The organism is Geomonas anaerohicana (genome assembly GCF_016458305.1).
Lineage (GTDB): Bacteria > Desulfobacterota > Desulfuromonadia > Geobacterales > Geobacteraceae > Geomonas > Geomonas anaerohicana.
Map to the genome: position 1 here is coordinate 562,918 of NZ_JAEMHL010000003.1, position 18,058 is coordinate 580,975.

13 protein-coding genes are annotated in these 18,058 nt (G+C 59.8%); 4 read left to right on the forward strand and 9 right to left on the reverse strand.

The features are described from left to right. Positions 1–206 precede the first annotated feature (206 nt). The 5 genes from JFN91_RS08805 to nifV form a co-directional block, all read right to left on the reverse strand. On the reverse strand, positions 207–2,963 hold the full coding sequence (locus tag JFN91_RS08805) for a bifunctional nitrogenase iron-molybdenum cofactor biosynthesis protein NifEN (protein WP_199388824.1): 2,757 nt from the start codon (positions 2,961–2,963) through the stop codon (positions 207–209). Positions 2,964–3,101: 138 nt separating this feature from the next. After that, a complete protein-coding gene (nifK, locus tag JFN91_RS08810; protein ID WP_199388825.1) occupies positions 3,102–4,571 on the reverse strand; it encodes a nitrogenase molybdenum-iron protein subunit beta in 1,470 nt (489 codons plus the stop codon). Positions 4,572–4,767: 196 nt separating this feature from the next. Next, positions 4,768–6,213, reverse strand: a complete 1,446-nt coding sequence (gene nifD / locus JFN91_RS08815) for a nitrogenase molybdenum-iron protein alpha chain (protein WP_199388826.1) — start codon at positions 6,211–6,213, stop codon at positions 4,768–4,770. Positions 6,214–6,404: 191 nt separating this feature from the next. After that, entirely contained in the window at positions 6,405–7,274 is an 870-nt protein-coding gene (gene nifH / locus JFN91_RS08820) for a nitrogenase iron protein (protein WP_199388827.1), read from the reverse strand. A gap of 415 nt (positions 7,275–7,689) precedes the next feature. Further along, positions 7,690–8,832: a homocitrate synthase gene (nifV, locus tag JFN91_RS08825; RefSeq protein WP_199388828.1), complete on the reverse strand. Its 1,143-nt coding sequence runs from the start codon at positions 8,830–8,832 to the stop codon at positions 7,690–7,692. Between the two features lie 438 nt (positions 8,833–9,270). Here nifV and JFN91_RS08830 point away from each other — a divergent pair, with 438 nt between their 5' ends. From JFN91_RS08830 to JFN91_RS08845, 4 genes are all read left to right on the forward strand, one after another. After that, positions 9,271–10,212, forward strand: a complete 942-nt coding sequence (locus JFN91_RS08830; protein ID WP_199388829.1) for a hypothetical protein — start codon at positions 9,271–9,273, stop codon at positions 10,210–10,212. An 86-nt stretch (positions 10,213–10,298) separates the two neighbouring features. After that, positions 10,299–10,877 (forward strand): antibiotic biosynthesis monooxygenase, encoded by a 579-nt coding sequence (locus JFN91_RS08835; RefSeq protein ID WP_199388830.1) that lies wholly within the window; start codon positions 10,299–10,301, stop codon positions 10,875–10,877. Between the two features lie 220 nt (positions 10,878–11,097). Then, positions 11,098–12,600 (forward strand): HAMP domain-containing methyl-accepting chemotaxis protein, encoded by a 1,503-nt coding sequence (locus JFN91_RS08840; protein WP_199388831.1) that lies wholly within the window; start codon positions 11,098–11,100, stop codon positions 12,598–12,600. Between the two features lie 303 nt (positions 12,601–12,903). Continuing rightward, positions 12,904–13,125: a hypothetical protein gene (locus JFN91_RS08845; protein ID WP_199388832.1), complete on the forward strand. Its 222-nt coding sequence runs from the start codon at positions 12,904–12,906 to the stop codon at positions 13,123–13,125. A gap of 78 nt (positions 13,126–13,203) precedes the next feature. Here the strand turns inward: JFN91_RS08845 and JFN91_RS08850 are convergent, their stop codons facing one another. From JFN91_RS08850 to JFN91_RS22385, 4 genes are all read right to left on the reverse strand, one after another. After that, positions 13,204–13,962, reverse strand: a complete 759-nt coding sequence (locus JFN91_RS08850) for a DUF1499 domain-containing protein (protein ID WP_199388833.1) — start codon at positions 13,960–13,962, stop codon at positions 13,204–13,206. Positions 13,963–14,080: 118 nt separating this feature from the next. Beyond that, on the reverse strand, positions 14,081–15,082 hold the full coding sequence (locus tag JFN91_RS08855; protein WP_199388834.1) for a methyltransferase: 1,002 nt from the start codon (positions 15,080–15,082) through the stop codon (positions 14,081–14,083). A gap of 358 nt (positions 15,083–15,440) precedes the next feature. Further along, positions 15,441–16,922: an ammonia-forming cytochrome c nitrite reductase subunit c552 gene (locus JFN91_RS08860; protein ID WP_199388835.1), complete on the reverse strand. Its 1,482-nt coding sequence runs from the start codon at positions 16,920–16,922 to the stop codon at positions 15,441–15,443. 185 nt (positions 16,923–17,107) lie between these two features. Next, positions 17,108–18,010: a sensor domain-containing diguanylate cyclase gene (locus JFN91_RS22385; RefSeq protein WP_199388836.1), complete on the reverse strand. Its 903-nt coding sequence runs from the start codon at positions 18,008–18,010 to the stop codon at positions 17,108–17,110. Between the last annotated feature and the right edge of the window lie 48 nt (positions 18,011–18,058).

The following is an 18,058-nucleotide window of genomic DNA, read 5'->3' on the forward strand; positions in this document are numbered from 1 at the left end:
GGCTAAGGTCAAGAAAGGCAGTTAATAGTTTGATCTCGTTCCCAAGGTCCGCCTTGGGAACGCAAAGCCTTTCAGAAGCTCCAGCTTCCCTCGGATACATACCTGGAGCTTTGCACCGTATGGGGTTCCCAGGCTGGAGTTTGGGAACCAGGAAAGACAAAGTAGAAGCAGTCCCCTTAGTCTTAACCTTTGTCTTTATCTGTTTCTCAGTTGTGCGCTAGTTTCTGAGCTTCCTTGGCGTTGGCTTGGAAAATGTTGGCCACTTCGAATATAAGGTTCAGCGTCCCCCGATAGCCTACCCACATCTTGTGATGCGCTCCGAGTCGGTCGAATACAGGCATTCCCGTCCGCAGATGGGCGCCGATTCCCAGTTTTTTCGCGGCCTGCCTCCCGTTGGAGTTGGCGACCAGCAGATCGGCTCCAGCCGCAGTCCGTTCCAGGTCTTCGAGATCCCCGACGAACAGGTTCTCAACCGGTAATTGGTCAAGTCCCCGGGTCCTGGTAGCCGCAATGGCAACCTGGATGTCGCAGCCGAGCCCGGCGAGGAAAGTGGTCATCCCCTTCAGATGATCCGCCTCCAGGGCGAGCGCGATCTTCTTCTGGCCGAACTGGTAGTGGCAGTCCACCATGGCATCCATGAGGCGGCTTCTCCAGCGTCGGAACTTATCCGGAATCGGCCTGCCGGCAATCGCAGAGAGCGTGGTCATCAAATGATCTGACTCGACAAGGCCGGTGATCGAGGTGAAGCCGTAGCTCGGGATGCCGAACCTTTCTTTGAGAATGGTGGCGGCGTCGGCCAGCGAATCACCAAAGTACATGGTGGCGACGCTTCTTCCCGCGGACTTGATCCGCTCGATGCTGACCCCTCCGGTGGACAGGGCCGAAACTGTGGCATCGATATGGCCGTCCAGGGCATTGGATATGTCGGGAATCACCACCGGATCAAGGCCGAAACCACGGCAGATCTCCGCAATTTCTTCGATCTCGGCGGGAGTTAACTGGCACCCGGGTAGGATACTTACCTGCCCAGGTATTGAGATGCCTCCTTCCGGCACGGTTGCGACGATCGCTTCGACTGCGGCGGCATAACCTTCCTGCATCGAGCCGCAGTAATCCGGGGTGGAAGCGTGGATAACGGGGATGTCATCGTGTTCGGGGTGGGCTTCTCTGAACTGCACGATCGCGCTTCTCACGTCGTCGCCCATGGTTTCGGTCAGGCCGGTGGTCATGACCCCGACTACGTCGGGCTTGAATTTCTCCATGACCCGGTTCAGGCCGATCTTCACGTTCTCCCAACCGCCGAAGATGGCGGCATCCTCGCTCATGCTGGTCGAGTTGAGCGCAATGGACTCCTTGAAGTGCCGGGAGAGTTGCAGCCTGATGAAGGTGGAACACCCCTGGGCGCCGTGCAAGAGGCCCAGCATGCCGTCGATGCCGAGATAGGCCAGCGTCGCGCCCAGCGCCGGTGAGTTCTTCTGCGGGTTCACCGTCGCGTTCTTGGTGGGCACCTTGACCCGTGAACCTTTCATCTCGATGGCCGCAAACGCAGCCGCGTGCCCCGCTGTTACGGCCAGATCCGCTTCCAGCGCAGCGGCATCCTTCTCCCAGGGGGCTTTGCCATTGAGAGCAGGCCAGATCGGGTTGTTCACCGTCAAGTCGAGCTGCTTGGCGAAGGTGACCATACCGGCGTATCCGGCATAGGGATGCGAGCGGCCGTGGTTGATATCAAGGAACGGGGTCTTGGTCTTCAGGGCGAGGAACTTGGTCTTGCCGCCCGCCACGATCAGGTCGGGGAGCTTGTCGTACATGACCGAGAGCAGGCCCGCCGTGCTGGTGTCGGAGATGATGGAGGCATCCTCGTGCATCAGCGCCTTCATCCGGTAGAAGTCCTCCAGGGTGGAGTTCTGGGTCCCGGCGGCAAGGATCTCGACGCCCAACTCGGCAAGCGCGTTGACCATGGACCAGGTCTTTACTCCGCCGGTGAAGAGCACCGCCCTCTTCCCTTCCAAGCGGGCCCGGTAGGGAGCAAGTTCGGCGCGGCAGGCAGCCTCGCATTCGGTTATGAGCTTCTCCACGCGATCCTGCATCACCCGCTTTTCCAGGCCGTTCACCCGGTCGTCCAACTCGCGCGCGATGTCCCGTAGCGCCTTGGCCACGTCGGTCATGCCGTAGAAGGATTCCTCGAGGTACGGGATGCCGTAGTTCTTCTGCATCTTCTTGGCGAGGTTGGTCAGGCTCTTGGAACAGACGATGACGTTCAGCTTGGCGCGGTGTGCGTAGCGCAGGTCCTCGAACTTGGAGTCACCACTGATGCAGGAAAGAACGCGAATCCCTAGTCGATCAAAGAGCGGCAGCATCCCCCACAGGTCGCCGGCGATGTTGTATTCGCCGATCAGGTTGATGTCGTAGTCCGTGGTGTACTCCGGCTCGGCGGTCCCGATCACGTATTTGAAAAGGGTTTCGCCCGCAAGACGGTTGCCGATGTTCTTGTCGCCGATGAAGCCGGGCGTGTTGACCGGGATCACCGGGATGTTCACCTTATCCCTGGCGGCATTGCAGACGGCCTCGATATCGTCGCCGGTCATGGAAGTAACGCAGGTGGCATAGACGAAGATCGCATTTGCCTCCGGATAGCGCGCCGCCAGTTCCTGGATGGCGCGGTACAGCTTCTTCTCGCCGCCGAAGATCACGTCGTTTTGCAGCATCTCCGTGGTGAAGCCGCGGCGGTAGATCTGGGAATCCGAGGAGCGTGCCCCGCGGTTGTCCCAGGAATTGCCGGCGCAGGCGATGGGGCCGTGCACCAGGTGGATGACGTCGGTGATGGGCATGAGGACCACGCGCGCGCCGTCATAGGCGCAGCTTCGTTCCGTCCCCTCACCCGGTTCGGACTTCTTGCAAAACTTGGGAGCCCCAGCGTCGTGTGTGTCGCAGTCTGTCGTGTCGTACCAATCCGGCTTCGCCATTGGAGCCTCCTTTAGAAGCGGTAAAAGCAGGGGCTAGGGATTAGGGACTAGGGGCTAGTAAAGTCAAAACCCTTCACGCTGCTGGCAGAGCGAGAGAGATGTTACCAGTCCCTAGCCCCCAGCCCCTAGTCCCTGTTTTTATCTCATCATCTCGAAGTGACGCTCATCGCAGGTTTCGTCGGTCACGTCGATGAACTTGTTGCAGATGGTGGACATCATGTTCATGACTCCCTGGTAGCCGATCAGCGGTTCGCGGTGCAGGTTGACCCTGTCGAAGATCGGGAATCCGAAGCGGAACAGCGGCACCTTGGCGTCACGTGCGGCGAACTTGCCGTGGGTGTCGCCGATGATGGCGTCCACCGGCTCGGTCATCACCAGGCTGCGCAGGTGCCACAGGTCCTTGTTGATGTAGACCTTCCCTTCCTTGCCGAACGGGGAGGAGTCAAGCAGCGCCTGCAGCTCTTTCTCAAGCTTCTTGGTCCCCTTGGAGCAGAGCACGTGGGTCGGCTTGGCACCCACCTCGAGCAGGAAGGAAACCAGGCCGAGCAGGTAATCGGGATCGCCGTAGACGGCGAACTTCTTACCGTGGATGTACTGGTGGGCGTCGGTCATGAGGTCGACTGCGCGCCCGCGCTCCTCCTTCAGCGACGCCGGGATCGGCTTGCCGGTGAGCTCGGAGAGTTTCAGCAGGAAGGCGTCGGTCTTGGCGATGCCAAAGGGCATCGGGGTGCTGGCATGCGCGCCGGAGTAGTTGTCCTTGAGCCAGGCGTAGGTCTTGGCGGTGGAGTACGTCCCCAAGGCCAGGGTAACCTTGCCATTGACCGAGTCGGCAGCGTCTTCGAGCTTGGTCCCGCCGGGGTACGGGCGGTAGGTGCCGTCGTTGGGGGAGTCGAATACTTCGGAGATGTCGGCCAGTACCGTATAGGGGATGCCGAAGGCTTCAAGGATCCTCTTGTACTCCCTGATGTTGCCGGTGTTGGCATCGAAGCCGGGAAGAAGGTTCAGCTTGCCGGTGCAGCGCCCTTCCACCTTCTTCCCCTCGGTCAGGGTCTGCAGGATGGCGAGCAGCATGGCGTCGTAGCCGTGGATGTGCGAGCCGTTGAAGCTCGGGGTGTTGGCGTACGGGATCGGGAGATCATTGGGCACGAACCCTTTGATACGAGCGTTCTTGATGAACGCGGTCAGGTCGTCGCCGATGATCTCCGGCATGCAGGAGGTAAAGACCGAGATCATCTTGGGCTTGTAGAGCTTGTAGCTGTTTTCGAGCCCCTCGTGCAGGTTGTTCTGGCCGCCGAACACGGCGCCGTCCTCGGTCATCGCATCGGAGACCGCCGGAGCCGGCTCGCGGAAGTGACGGTTCAACGTCGAGCGGTAGTAGGAGGCGCACCCCTGGGAGCCGTGCACGAAAGGAAGACTCCCCTCGAAGCCGTGGGCGGCGAGTTCCGCGCCCAGCGGCTGGCAGGCGTGGGCCGGGTTGATCACCAGAGCCTGGCGCGCGAAGTTCTTTTCCTTGTACTCCTCGGTATTGATCCAGGCCGCAACCCTCTTCACTTCGGATTCAGGGGTCTCGGTGACCGGCTTGACTTTTAGTCCAAGATTGTTTGCCATTGCATATCTCCTTTGGCGGGAGACTCATCCGTCACACCGCCATCTGTGGTTATCTACATCTGCATCGAACGCATGAGCGGTTATCGCTCCTTCCCCCGGAGGGGGGAGGCTGGGAGGGGGGAAAGCCTGATATCCCCCTCCCTAGCCCTCCCCCTCCGGGGGAGGGAACTCTCTGGGGAGGGACTGAACCCTGGGCTTAGAACGGCGCCTCGACCAGCTTCCAGGTCGGACTGTTGACCGCCATGTCGATGTCGCGGGCGAAGATGGGGAATCCCTTGTAACCGTGGTACGGCCCGGAGTAATCCCAGCTGTGCATCTGACGGAACGGGATGGCCATCTTCTGGAACAGGTACTTCTCCTTGATGCCCGAGCCGATCAGGTCCGGCTTCAGGATGTGGGCGAAGTGCTCCATCTCGATCTCGGAGGCGTCGTCGTAGACCACCGTGGCGTCAGGCATCTCGGATGCAGTCCGGTCGTAGTCGTCGGTGTGGGCGAACTCGTAGCCGGAACCGACGCAGGTCATGCCCAGATCCTCGTAGGCATTGATGGTGTGGCGGGGGCGCAGGCCGCCCACGTAGAGCATCACCTTCTTGCCGTCCAGGCGCGGCTTGTACTCCTCGATGATCGCCTGCATCTGCGGATCGTACTTGGCGATGACCGCCTCGACCTTGGCCTTGATGTTGTCATCGAAGAGCTCCGCCAGTTTCCTCAGGCTCTCCCTGATCTTGGTCGGCCCGAAGAAGTTGAGCTCGATCCAGGGGATGCCGTATTTCTCCTCCATAACCTTGCACATGTAGTTCATGGAGCGGTAGCAGTGGATCACGTTCAGCTTCACCTGGTGAGTGGCCGCGATGCGGTCCATCTCGCCGTCGCCGGTCCAGACCGCCTTGACGTTGAAGCCGCACTCCTCCAGAAGGGGCTTGGTGGACCAGGCGTCGCCGCCGATGTTGTACTCGCCGATCAGCGCGATATCGTAGGGGCCGATCGGGTCCGGGAACTCGCGGGTCTCGATGATGTAGTCGCGGATGGTGTCGTTGGAGATGTGGTGCCCGAGTGACTGGGAAACGCCGCGGAAACCCTCGCAGTTGCAGGGGATGACCGGGATGTCCAGCTCCTTCGCGGCGACCTTGGCGACCTGGTTGATGTCGTCGCCGATCAGGCCGACCGGGCATTCCGAGAGAACCGAGATCCCCTTGGCCAGCGGGAAGAGGTCCTTCGCTTCCTGGAGCAGGGTGGCGAGTTTCTTGTCGCCGCCGTAGACGACGTCCTTCTCCTGGAAGTCGGAGGTGAACTGCATCGGGAAGCTGTTGACGCCGGTGATGCCGCTCATGAGGTTGCGCCGGGTACCCCAGGAGTACCAGCCGCAGCCGACCGGGCCGTGCGATACGTGCACCATGTCGCGGATCGGGCCCCAAACTACCCCTTTGGCGCCTGCGTAGGCGCAGCCGCGGGCGCTCATCACCCCGGGGACGGTCTTCTTGTTGGACTTGACGCAGGCCGAACCCGAGGCCTGGTCGTTGGGAGCAAGGTGCGCGGCGCGCTTTTTCTTGCCCTTCTCAGGATAGAGTTCCAGGACCTCGTCGATCATCGCCTGGGTCGACTCTTTGGTGATTCCTTCTACGGTCTTTATTTCAGTGGACATATTTCCTCCAGCTCCGGTTGCCCGGGCTCGCGGTTGATTGATAATCCCCTCTCCCCTTGCTACAGCCCCCTCGCCCTCCGGGAGAGGGTTGCCGAAGGCCGGGTGAGGGCGTTGGCAGAAGCGAGATGGCTGCGGGAGCTTGCCCTCTACCGCCCCTCTCTCAGAGGGAGAGGGAGGTAGAGACATCTGGCCTACTTCGCTGCCGCCTCTGCCACCCCGACGACCGACTCGTCGTCGGCTTCCATGATGCCGAACTCCATCAGCAGTTCCTCGAGTTCGTCCATGGTGAGCGGGGTCGGTACCACCAGCATCTTGTTCTCGGAGATCTTGCGGGCCAGTTCGCGGTACTCGTCGGCCTGCTTGTGCTCGGGGGAGTACTCGATGACGGTCATTCTCCTAAGCTCGGCGCGCTGCACCTGGTTGTCGCGGGGGACGAAGTGGATCATCTGGGTGCCGAGCTTGGCGGCGAGCGCCTCGATCAGTTCGTCCTCGCGGTCGGTGTTGCGCGAGTTGCAGATCAGGCCGCCCAGACGGACCTTGCCGGAGGAGGCGTACTTCAGGATGCCCTTGGCGATGTTGTTGGCGGCGTACATGGCCATCATCTCGCCGGAGCAGACGATGTAGATTTCTTCCGCCTTGTTCTCGCGGATCGGCATGGCGAAGCCGCCGCAGACGACGTCGCCCAGGACGTCGTAGAAGACGAAGTCGAGGTCCGGGGTGTAGGCACCGTTTTCCTCGAGGAAGTTGATGGCGGTGATGACGCCGCGGCCGGCACAGCCGACGCCCGGCTCCGGTCCGCCGGACTCGACGCACTTGACGTCGCCGTAGCCGACCTTGAGCACGTCCTCGAGTTCGAGGTCCTCCACGGTGCCCAGCTCGCGAACCAGATCCATGACGGTGGACTGGGCCTTGGCGTGCAGGATCAGGCGGGTGGAGTCAGCCTTGGGGTCGCAGCCAACGATCATGACTTTCTTGCCGAGGGAAGCCAGACCTGCCACTGTGTTCTGGGTGGTGGTGGATTTGCCGATGCCGCCTTTGCCGTAGATCGCGATCTGTCTCATGTTCCTTCTCCTTTTTTGTGTGCCCCACTGCCGCCGCCGTCGTTCCGGTTGCCGCTCGACCAACTTCGTCAGCCACTCTGACGAACCCGCCGGTCTCGTCCGGTCTCCTCCGATGCGGAGGCGGCGCGGGGCTCTTTTGGTTTTTCGAGGCCGATTCCAAATGAAAAAGGGCGCACCGTATTGCTACGGTGGCGCCCTTGCCTTCTTACTCTAGTTGGAATACCTCGGTGTATCCCTATTCGGTTTTGATCTTACTCTTAGCAGCTACCGTGCCAACTTGTAAGTAGTTGCATTTGTGTCGATATATCGTTTACAAAGTATTAATTTCTTCTAGGGGCCGGCTTTGTGTCGAGGCAGCTGCCCAACTATTAGGCACTCAACCGTCGCCGGTTTGGCCGCACGGGGGTCTTGCGACTTACGCCGCCAGCGAGACCGAGCGTGCCTGGTGCAGTTTGACCAGGTCCTTTGCCGCAAGCGGCCCTTTGATGCGCTGCGCGGTGCTCCTCACCAGGGCCATCAGATCCTGAGCCTCGTCGCGCGAGATGGGAATCCCGATCTGGCGATAGCTTTCCACGATGCCGTTGGTGCCGGAGTGCTTGCCTGCCACGATATGCCTGGTGAGGCCGACCTCTTCAGGTGGAAACAACTCGTAGTTGCGCGGATCCTTCAGGACCCCGTCTGCATGCAGCCCGGACTCGTGCGAGAAAACCTTTTCCCCCACCACAGCCTTCCAGGCCGGCACCTCGCGCTTGGAGGCACGTCCTACCAGCTTGGAAACTGCATGAAAGCGCCTGGTGTCGATGCCGACATCGATGCCGCAGGCAACCTTGAGTGCCATGACCACCTCTTCCAGGGCAGCATTGCCGGCGCGCTCACCCAAACCGTTCACCGTCGTGCTGATGTAACGCGCCCCTCCCCTTACCCCGGCGAGAGCGTTGGCGGTGGCCAGTCCCAGGTCGTTGTGCGTGTGCACTTCGATATCCAACTCGGGGACCGCCGACTTCAGATACGCCACCTTTTCATAGATAGCAAAGGGATCCTGGATGCCGAGCGTGTCGCAGTAGCGGAAGCGGTCGGCGCCGTGGTCGCGTGCGGTCCGCATCAACTCGACCAGGAAGTTAACGTCGGCGCGGCTGGCGTCCTCGCCACCGACGCAGACATAGAGTCCCTTCCCCTTGGCGAAACCGAGGGCGCGCTTGAGCTGCTCTTTCACCCATTCTCTGCTCATGTTGATCTTGTGCTCGATCATGATGTCGGAAACGCTTAGCGAGATGTCAACGGCCTCTATGCCGCAGGCTATGCTCGCTTCGATGTCCGAAATAAGGGCACGGTTCCAGGTAATGAGGCGGGCCGACAGCCCCAGGTCGACCAGGGCCCGGATCGATGCGCGCTCCTCTTCGCCCATGGTGGGGATGCCGCACTCCAGTTCATGTACCCCCATCTGGTCCAGATGTCTGGCGATGGCGATCTTCTCGCGGGCGCTGAACACCACCCCTGCAGTCTGTTCACCGTCGCGCAAGGTCGTGTCGCCGATGAATACCTTATTTTGCTCACCCATGCCGCCTCCCTCCGAAGCAAATGCTTCGTGCACAAAGCGTAGCGGGCGCCGTTGCCCTTGTTCCCTGCGATTACGGACCAGAGAGCAGGAGCTGTGCCAGAAGAAAGGAAAGATTGGTATACGCAAGGCCTTCACCCCCCTAAGCGGCTGATAATTCGGGGAAAAGCCGCTCCACAGACTGCGGCGTCCTTGGCCTGATACCGGCAGGGATGACTGGTAACACAAAGAGCAAGTCGCCTAATTTAGTGGCAGGAGCACCCCGGGCAGCGTGGACATGATTCCCTTATCTAGCGGCTGGTCGGGATCTTCTTTGGCAGGACTTCTTGCCGGTGATCGGCCTAGTTCATCTTTTTTCGTTGTTCATCATTAATGTCGATGCTATCCTGCTTCGTCTATGACTCTGAAATCATTACCGCAACTTGGACCAAGGAGGAAAAGATGATCAAGAAGTTGGCCAACGTCATAACCGTGGTGATTATGCTGGCAGCGTTGGCAGGATGTGGCAGCGGAGGTGGAGATGGAACTGCGGGCTATACAGGAAAGACCGCTCCTACTGCTCTTACTACTAGCAATGCAACCGCAATGTCCCTCGACGTCGTCGACGGCCTGGGCAGCGTAACGTCTTTAGGGGGCATTGCCAAAGCCGTTTCCTCCACGCCGCAGGACTCCGTCTCCGTAAAGTCACTCACTGATGCAATTGAAGACAGCATTGCCTCGGTGGCACAGCAACCCTCTTTGGCTAAGACAGTCGCGCAAACAACCAGTGGAACCCAAAATGGTTACTCGGGGTCGTTCAGCTATGACGGCACCTATGACACAACAACAGGCAAGATTGCGGCGACCTTTACCTACAACGCCTACCAGGCGACGGCGGACTCGGCCATCCTTTCAGGCAGTGTGTCCGTAAGCGGTACGATCCTCACGCTGAGAGGCGGCGGCATAGAGCGGCTCAGTATCGTCATTACCTCTCTGCAGATTGCAGAACCGGGTGGGCGTTACGGTTCTGACGCAGGGGTATTTACCACAGTAAAAGGCAGGATGACCATCGTCAACGAAGGCGACAAAACCATTACGTTGTCGATGGTTTTCACCGACGGGGTAACCGGCAAGAGCTACTGGTACAAAGATTTCAGCACAGTGGTTTCCTATAGCACCACAACCATGTCGGGGACCTTCTACCACCCTGACAACGGTTACGTGATCCTGACCACCCTCACTCCTCTTGCCAACACGACCAACAGCTCTGGTGATCCGACTTCAGGGGTGTTGTTGTTCACCGGCAGGAATGGATCAAAAGTTCGTCTCACCTATACCAATTCCGGGATCGGGTATCTGTTAGAACTCGATGCTTCAGGCACGGGTAGCTTCACAGCGTTATAATCACCTATGTTTGACAGGACGGTTGGACAGGAAGGGGTGCACTACCGCACCCCTTCCCTTTTCCGGATCAGGAGGGGCGAGTCAGCATGGGGACAGAACAGAATACGCTGCAGAACATGAATCAAGGTGCCACGGTGGTCATCACCCACCGGGTGAAAAACGGTCAGCAAGACAGCTACGATGAATGGCTGGAAGAGATCGGTCCTTTATGCAGGGCCTCCCGTGGCCATCTTGACTGGCATATCGTCCGCCCTCTTCCCGGCCTGTCTGAGACCTACACCATCATCATCCGCTTCGACACCGTTGATAACCTGCAGGCGTGGATGAATTCGGAGTCCCGCCGGCACCTGATAGAAAAAGTACGTCCTCTGCTAGCCGGCGACGACGACTTCTTCGTGCGCAGCGGGCTCGACTTCTGGTTCGCGCCGCAAGGGGCAAGGGCGAAGGTGCCCGTCCGCTGGAAGCAGTACCTGGTGACGTGGTCGGCGATCTTTCCGCTGGCATCGTGCGTACCACTGGTAGTGATACCGCTGCTGCGCCGGCTCGGCATTCCGCCTCTCCCCTACCTCGACACCCTGGTCGTTTCCGGGGTGATCGTTTTCCTCATGGTTTACCTGGTCATGCCACGCTATACCCGGCTGGTGCAGCGCTGGCTCTTTCGCTGATCATTCCCTGCCCCCTCCCCCAGACCCCATCGCGCTTGAGGCACCTTTCATTGCCGCAAACGCAGGAATCCTCGGAATAATTCGAAAATTATTCACTTCATCTCTCCCCAAAGAGCGCGTGTTTTTTTACTGCTAAAGTCGACAATGTAATTGCCGAAGAGAGGGGACAGTCCGGTGCCGTTTGTGGTTAATGAACCCCAGAATAAAAGGAGTCGCAGTCATGTCTATTTCAAAGAGGTTGTTCCTATTGCTGTTCGTGTCGGTGTTCGCGATGGTGGGACTCACCGTGTTTAACGAGTTCCAGTCCGAGCGGGTGTACAACGCAGCGAACTATGGAAACATCAACACCGTTCCGAGCATCAACGTCCTGAACGAGGCATCCCTCGCGATGCGGGATCTACAGACCGACACCTTGATCCACATCTTGAACACGGATGAGGCGAAGATGGCCGAACTGGATCGCCATGTTCAGGAGGGGAAATCTGAGGTAGACAAGAAGCTCAAAGAGTATGAGCACCTTCTCTCGGATGACAAAGACAGGCAGTTGTTGACGGACGACCGCGCTGTCGTGTCCGAACTGAACGCCCTGATCGACAAGGTGCTCGCCTTGTCCCGCGTTAACAAAAACAACGAAGCGAAGGATGTTTTCTCTTCCAACAAGACTGTCTTCGCCAAAGCAGACGACGTCTTTGCTGCGCACTTGAAGTACAACCTCGCGCTGTCAGACAAGGGGAGCAAAGACGCCATCGCCATCAAGAAATCGTCTCTGGTTTTGGCAATCACCTCTACCATCGTCGTGGTGGCCATCGTAATCGCGGTCGCCCTATTCATCATCCGTTCCGTGCGTGTAGTTGTGGGCGAGGTCATGAACGCTGCCAATAACGTTTCCTCGGGCAGCCAGCAGATGTCGCAAGGTGCGGAGGAGTTGTCCCAGGGGGCAACGGAGCAGGCTTCGGCAGCCGAAGAGGCGTCATCGTCCATGGAGCAGATGTCAGCCAACGTGCGGCAGAACGCGGATAACGCCCTGCAGACGGAGAAAATCGCGCTCAAGACTGCTGCCGACGCCAAGGAGAGCGGTGAGGCCGTCACTAAGACGGTCCACGCCATGAGAGAGATCGCAGGCAAAATCTCCATCATCGAGGAGATCGCGCGCCAGACCAACCTGCTGGCACTGAACGCTGCCATCGAGGCGGCGCGCGCCGGGGAACATGGCAAAGGCTTTGCCGTCGTTGCCAGCGAGGTGAGAAAACTTGCTGAGCGTTCGCAGAAAGCCGCGGCGGAAATCTCCAACCTGTCCCAGGGGAGCGTCGAAGTGGCGGACAAGGCGGGCGAGATGCTGGCCCAGATGCTGCCCAACATCCAGAAAACATCGGAACTGGTGCAGGAGATCACCGCCGCCTGCAAGGAACAGGATGCAGGCGTGGTGCAGATCAACCAGGCCATCCAGCAACTCGACCAAGTGATCCAGCAGAACGCTTCCGCAGCCGAGGAAATGGCCAGCACCGCAGAGGAACTGGCCAGCCAGGCAGAACAGCTGCAAGGGGCGATCTCGCAACTCACGGCGGGCAACAGCGACCAGAAAGCGGCAGCGGCACCGATGCGCAGGACCGTGGTCAAACCGGCCGCCAAGAAACCCGCAACCAAAGGCACCGCCAGCAAGCTTACTTACTCGGGAGCGGTGCTGGACCTTGAAGAACAGGACGAGCGGTTCGAGAAGTACTAGCCCACGCCTCCTCCCCTACCCGCTACAAGTGTGCCCGGGCGATGGCGCCGGGCACACGCTTCTTGCCTTTTTCTCTCTATCTCATCGATCCAGCGTCAATAAGTTACATTCCGGTGTACCGGTATTGCGCCGTGAGGCGTCGATTATGGCGGGTCGAGCCATTGAAGTTCAGAACAAAAATTCACTAACTGTGATCCAAGTTACATCTAAATACCAAGATTTACTCCAATGTTCCGTATACGTGGATGCTTTCAGTCTTGTAGTGTGGCGGGAACAACGTCATTAACTGTAAAGGAGGACGTGATGGCTTCCAAAGATCGCAGTGGCGGTGCCAGGTTGGACTCGGCCGATTTCTGTGTCCTGCAGGTGCAGCTCTCCAGCAAGGGGGCGTTGGCAAGCTCCTCTTCCCAGACGCACTTCGTGACGGTCGACAATCGGATGGAGACACTCGATTTCGTCAACAACAACCTGGACCTTTGCGCGAAGAACATCCTCAAGCTGCTTCGAGTCAAAGAGGATAAATAAAAATCCCCGGGAGCGCTCCCCCGGGGATGAAAACCAGCCTGCATCGATCCTGGCACCGGCGCTAGCCGTGCCCCCGCCTTACTTGTGGCCCGGTGCGATCTTGGCCATGAAGGCGCGCACGCGCTTGGCGTTGGTGCCGACATCGGATATGCCGACCCGCGACACGGAGCGGATGTCGAGTAGCGATCGATCGCCCGCCGGGACGATGCGGATCACGATGTCGTCCTTGAAGCCGAACCACCTCGTCATATCGGTAGCCTCGATAGTCCCCTCCGCCGGCCGCTCGGCCACGATATCCCACCCCAGGTCCCTTGCCGTCAACAGTGCTATTTTATAGGCTTCGTTCGCCGGTACTGCCATGACCATGGTCTTCAGTTCCGGGTACGCCTTCATCTGCTGGGTGGCGACGTCGATCCCGCCGTACCTGACACCAGCGCGGCGCAAGGTGCTGATGGCCACGAAGCGGGGCGGATTGTTGAGGTCCGTGCTGATGTCGTGGATGCGCGGGTAGCTTTGCGCCTGAACCTTCCAGTACAGCGGGATCCCGAACGAGATCAGGGCCAGGATCAAGGCGATCAGCGAGACGAAGATGCCCCGGTAGTGTCTCTTCCTGGCGGAGATGACGCTTGAGGCGAGCGCCACGACGGCGCAGCCCAACCCGATATAGCCTGCCGACTGGATCATGGCAAAGCCGGTCCTGAAGGTCCAGGCATTGAGTCTCGCGCCGGGGCCGGAGGAGAAGAGCAGCAAAAAGGCAAAGGCGGCACAGGCAACCGCGAAAAGCGGCAGTACCATGGCGGTGCTGCGGACGGAAGTTTTATTCTGTTCCTGTTCCATATCGCCTCCTTCCGAGGGGATGCTTGCCTGGGCTCGAGTCCCCCTCCCCATCCCTCCCCCTCCGGGGGCGGAAGATGCACAGCCCGCTACCTATAGCAGAGTACCTTCCCGCAGTGCCTCATGGCACGCCCCCGGCTATGACACCGGCACCGTTGGGGAGTTCGATGGGGAGCCGGCGCACGTCGGTGGCGCCGGCCTGCTCCAGCATGTCGAACAACTCCCCCTGGCTGTAGGCCTGCCCCTCCGGTGTGCCGAGCAGCATGTTCAACGAGAACAGCGCCGGGAACACCGGGGCGTCCTTCTTGTCATCCAGTATGAACTCCTGGATCAGGACCAATCCTCCGTGCTCCAGGGCCTGTACCGCTTTTTTCAACACGCGGACACAGGCATCGGGACCGATGCCGTGCAGCACGTGAGAGAGCCAGGCGACGTCGAACCCCTCCGGAAGGTCGTCCTGCTCGAAATCGGCTGCCACGAAACCGATGCGGTCGGAAAGCTCGAAGCGCGCCACGGTCTGTTCCGCAAAACTCCTGGTGGTCGGCAGATCGCAGATGACGGCATCGAGTTGCGGGTTATGCAGGCAGAAGTGGATGGCGTAGGTGCCCGGGCCGCCGCCCAGGTCCAGCAAACGCCTGCGCCCCTGCAGGTCGATCTGGGGAACGATCTTCGGAGCCAGGAGCATGGCAAGGTTGAACATCCCCATCAGGAAGCTCTCGCGCGAACTCTCGACGTCCTCGTGGGAGACCCGTTCCCGGACCGGCTGCCCTGTTTTGACCGCCTCGTCCAGGCGGCTCCAGCCGGCGACCAGGTGATGGTGGTGCATGATGATGTGGCCGAGATAGTCAGGGGAGGTGCGGCTGAGGAACTTCGCGGTAAACGGGGTGGCGGCGTAGAGACGGCCTTCCTTTTTCAGCAGGCCGAGCGCGGCGAGGGCATCGAGCAGCATGGCAAGCGCGCGTGCATCACAGTTCAGTGCCCCGGCCAACTCCACCGTCGTCATTGGGGTCGAGGCCAGCGGCGTGAAAATGTTCAGTTTGACCCCGGCGTGCAGGGTGCAGGTGCTCCAGTACGAACCGGATAGTTCGAGCAGAGTTGCCGCCGTCCATTCTTTCAATTCCACTGTCCCCTCCCTCAAAGGTGTCCCGGTCAGTCCCGGTTCACATGAAATGAAACGATGCTGCTGAAATCATTAAACGGGGCAAGTCTACCCGCCAGTTTGAGCACCGTCAAGTTGGCGTAACAGCGCATTCCGGAGCTACACAGCAGAAGGGACAGGCTCCGTTAGGTGCCTGTCCCATTAGCGGAACGCTTCTGTCTGCTTAACGCGCTTCCAAAAGCGTCTCCGAAGCTCCCACTTCCCTCGAATGCAAAGCTGGAGCTTTGCGCTACATGCGGTTTCCAAGCTGGAGCTTGGGAACCAGGAATGTCGGCAGCAGAAGGGGACTGGCACCTGGCGGAGCCAGTCCCCTTCCTACCCGCTACTTAACCAGCGTCGGCGGCAGTATCTCGTGCTCCTTCTTGAACTGCAGCTTCTTGGTGCCGCGGTTGTTGGTGTACTTGGCCAGTTCCAGGTCGACCTTGTCCGGCACCCGCTCGCCCGCCTTGGCCAGCAACTGGCGCAGGTGCATGTCGGCGCCGGCGGCGTGGCTCGACGCGTCCTCGATGACGCGCATGGCCTCGGCCGGATTATGGAAGCCGGTGGAGTTCTCGGCCCCGAGGAAGATCAGGCGGTAAAACGCCTGTTCGTAGTGCTCCCTGGCCATCTCGTACAGCTCCCGGTCGATCTGCTTGCCGGCGGCAGCCGCCTTGTTGGCCATCTCGAAGAGCTTGGCATCGGTGGCGACGGTATAGCCGGTCTTCAGGTAGCGGTCGATGAAGCGGTCCTGGATGCCGATCACCTTTTGCCGCAGTTGGGCCGGAGTCTCGCTGTGGCAGGCGGCACAGGCGGACATGCTCCCCTTGAGCGGGCTCATGATCCGGTGATCGGTCAGTTCCTCGTTGTTGGAGATCATCATCGGCATGTGGCAGTCGGCACAGGTTACCCCGGCCAGGTAGTGGGGGCTCTGGTTGGAATAGAATTCGTACTCGGGGTGGCGAATGAAGGCGAGTTTGAACCCGGTGACCGCCTGGACCCACTCTCCGTGTGACGGGGAGCTCTTGATCTGCTTGATGATGTTCTCGATGGTGATATGCCCTTCGCTGCTGCCCGCCCAGGGGAAGACGACATCGGTGGAGTGCATCTCCTTGTCCTTGGGGATCATGTAGGTGACATGGCACTGGGCACAGACGAAGGTGCGCTTCTGATCTCGTGTCAGCTTGTCCTGGTCCAGACCGATCTCTCTCAGCGCCTTGCCCAAAGTAAAGCCGCGGGAAATGCGCAGAGCCATTCCCCTGTTGTCGTGACAGTCGATGCAGGCGACCCCGAGGGTCTGGTTGGCCTTGGGCAGACGCGCCAGCACTTCCTTGTACGGAGTAGAGAAGTAGGCCAGGCCCATCTCCCTGGCAAGTTTGGGCGCATAGGGAGTCTTGCAGGTGAGACAGGCGCCGCCGGCCTTGATCCTGCCTGGATCGACCTCGAGCTGGTCCTGCACCATGTAGTAGTGCCCGCGCGGCTCGTTGTATTCCGCCCCGAAGCCCCAGCCATTGTACAAAAGCGCCAGGAACGGGTATTCGTCGAGCTTGTCCCGTCGTTCCTCACCGACGTCGTAGCCGCGCTTGTACTTGCTGAGCCCGGCCGGTGTCGGCTCGCTGGTCAGTTTCCACTGCTGGTAGTGGACCGGGTAGAGCTTGCCCCAGCGCGCCGGATCAATGGCGGCATCTGCGGGGTCCAGCGGCGCTTCGGTCACCTGCTGGGCGGGTTGCACCTCGGCGGCTCGGTGGCTGCAGCCGGCCCAGATTGCGGTGGCCGCCAGCGTGGCAAGGACGGCGACAGTGTATCTCGTGGCGATCTTCACACCCATCTTTTGTTCCTCCCTTATCGTGACGGTGGACAGCTAGTTAGGAAATCAGCCCAGATGAGTCTACCATCAATTTTTCCAATGGCTGTCGGAGGGAGATGCAAAGTGTAAGAAAAACAAGACGCAGATGCGGGGGGGAACTACTTGTGAACGGAGGGAGGGTGTGGTGGGCGGCAGTTGCCCGCAGATTATCCGATGGTGAGGCGGTTCTTACCGGCAGCCTTGCTCTGGTACATGAGTCCATCGGCGCGCGCCAGGAGCGTCTGCACGGTGTCGTTTTTCACGGCCATGGTCGCGCCGATGGAGATTGTGACGCGCAGCGCTTCCCCTTCCACCAGCACGAATGATTTCTCCACCAGTCGGCGCAAACGCTGCCCCATGTGCTTGAGGTTGGCCGCAGTCACATTGCGGATGATACCGACGAATTCCTCCCCTCCCCAGCGACCGTAGAGGTCGAAGGGACGGGAGTTGGCGCTCAGCGTGCCGGCGACGAACTGCAGCACGCGGTCTCCCGTGTCGTGCCCGTAACGGTCGTTGATCTTCTTGAAGTCGTCCAGGTCCATGAAGAGGATGCCGAAGGGAATGTCGTAGCGGTGCAGCTCCTCGAGGCGGGACTCCAACTCGCGGTCCAGGTAACGGCGATTGGCCAGTTGGGTGAGACCATCCAGCAATGCCAGTTTTTCCAGTTCCTGGAGCCGTTCGTCGTTGTGGACCTGGCCGCTGTTGTCCGAGAACATCTCCACGCCGCCAATCACCTTGCCGGTTTCATCGGTGAGCGGGATGACGCGCACCAGCACCGGGACCCGGTGCCCGTTCTTGTGGTGCAGAAACACCTGGGCATCGTGGGGAGTACCGGTGTCGATGGTCGAGGCGAGGGGGCATTCGCTGCAACAGAGGTTGAGGCCGACGTCGTCGACATGACAGAGGATGTTGTCGGCGCACGGCTTGCCGACCACCTCGTCCGCACTGTACCCGGAGATCCTTTCCGCGGCGTGGTTCCAGAAGACTATCCTCCTTTCGTTGTCGACGATGTAAAGACCATCACGCAAATCGTCGATGATCTTTCTGAACGACTGGTTGCTTAGATCCACGGGCCGGACTCCTTGCCTGATAACATGAGATTAAAGAAGAGACGCAAA

What these genes read in the sequence shown, in the direction of transcription:
- JFN91_RS08840 (WP_199388831.1), top strand. Translation starts at nt 11,098, where the DNA reads ATGTCTATTTCAAAGAGGTTGTTCCTATTGCTGTTCGTGTCGGTGTTC.
- JFN91_RS08805 (WP_199388824.1), bottom strand. Translation starts at nt 2,963, where the DNA reads ATGGCGAAGCCGGATTGGTACGACACGACAGACTGCGACACACACGAC.
- nifK (WP_199388825.1), bottom strand. Translation starts at nt 4,571, where the DNA reads ATGGCAAACAATCTTGGACTAAAAGTCAAGCCGGTCACCGAGACCCCT.
- JFN91_RS08850 (WP_199388833.1), bottom strand. Translation starts at nt 13,962, where the DNA reads ATGGAACAGGAACAGAATAAAACTTCCGTCCGCAGCACCGCCATGGTA.
- JFN91_RS08860 (WP_199388835.1), bottom strand. Translation starts at nt 16,922, where the DNA reads ATGGGTGTGAAGATCGCCACGAGATACACTGTCGCCGTCCTTGCCACG.
- nifD (WP_199388826.1), bottom strand. Translation starts at nt 6,213, where the DNA reads ATGTCCACTGAAATAAAGACCGTAGAAGGAATCACCAAAGAGTCGACC.
- JFN91_RS08835 (WP_199388830.1), top strand. Translation starts at nt 10,299, where the DNA reads ATGGGGACAGAACAGAATACGCTGCAGAACATGAATCAAGGTGCCACG.
- JFN91_RS08845 (WP_199388832.1), top strand. Translation starts at nt 12,904, where the DNA reads ATGGCTTCCAAAGATCGCAGTGGCGGTGCCAGGTTGGACTCGGCCGAT.
- nifH (WP_199388827.1), bottom strand. Translation starts at nt 7,274, where the DNA reads ATGAGACAGATCGCGATCTACGGCAAAGGCGGCATCGGCAAATCCACC.
- JFN91_RS08830 (WP_199388829.1), top strand. Translation starts at nt 9,271, where the DNA reads ATGATCAAGAAGTTGGCCAACGTCATAACCGTGGTGATTATGCTGGCA.
- nifV (WP_199388828.1), bottom strand. Translation starts at nt 8,832, where the DNA reads ATGGGTGAGCAAAATAAGGTATTCATCGGCGACACGACCTTGCGCGAC.